We start from the raw sequence: 1055 nt of genomic DNA, 5'->3' as shown, positions 1-1055 counted from the left end.
TACGTTTGAATTTAAAAAGATTAATAGTACTAAAATGACCTAAATTTACCTATTAAGGAAGATCACTGGATTTATATTAAACAACAGTTAATAACAATGATAACATTAAACAAACAATAATATCTATACGCAAAAATCAAAGAAAATAAAAAAATTAGGATTTAAAAAAAAATCCTTTAATTTGCAACAAACTCATTAACTATAGTATTATTGCCATGGGCATTATACTTAATTATATATGGGAAATGGTATTAGTTTTTGCTACCATCGCTGAAATCAAAATTTTTTATCTTTTATAGTGTAGTTAAATGTTTTTTAAACTTTTTTGTATTAACTATGTAGATTATAAGAGCGTAAAACTATTTAATGAGTAATAATGATAAATAAGATAATGAAAATTATCAATGGTACTATGGGAATTTTTGTTTATGGAATATTAAGCAAATGGTACCTTGCAATAGCTATTCCAGCAATGACTACTACTTATATAATTTTTAAAAAATTATATGAAAAGGGAATATTGGACAAGTTACAGGCTGAAATAGAAAAAGATTTAATAATATTGGAATACATAGTTGAAAGATGTATGCCTAAGATAGGAAATATCAATGATCTTATTAAATGCTTTAATTTTTAATGTAACTTCTTTTATAAAAATTATTTTGGTTAATATTTAAAATTTTTAATTAACACTGTTTTTTTTATCAAAAATATATCAAGAATATGTTTTAAATTTTGATTTAGCATGCAACGCTCCCAGTATATAAAATGAATTTATTAAATACTTGATTAAGTTTGTTGAATGACAATAATTTATTGATTATTACCTAGTTAAGTAGTTTCTAAAAAACTTGATAATAATTATAATAAACTCTACAATAGTTGGTATGTTTTTTATATTTTATGTGGATTCAATGCGCATTTAGGTGCATTGTGGATGTCTGTTTTTTGTTTGAAAATAAAAGAAATGTCTAAATCAAAACATGATTATCATTTGGTATCTCCTAGTTTATTACCTTTTGCTACATCTTTTTCCCTATTAGTTACAGTTATTA

The 1055-nt window shown here is 22.7% G+C and carries 1 protein-coding gene; it reads left to right on the top strand.

The annotated features are described in order from the left end of the window. Window positions 1-376: 376 nt before the first annotated feature. Window positions 377-637, top strand: coding sequence for a DUF2670 domain-containing protein (locus IHI24_RS04735; RefSeq protein ID WP_194966914.1), 261 nt, complete (start codon window positions 377-379; stop codon window positions 635-637). Window positions 638-1055: the final 418 nt, after the last annotated feature.

The organism is Rickettsia endosymbiont of Cardiosporidium cionae (genome assembly GCF_015476335.1).
In the GTDB taxonomy this organism is placed as follows: Bacteria; Pseudomonadota; Alphaproteobacteria; order Rickettsiales; family Rickettsiaceae; genus JADHZC01.
Note: the sequence above shows the minus strand (reverse complement) of the source record. Positions and strands in the feature narration are given on the sequence as shown.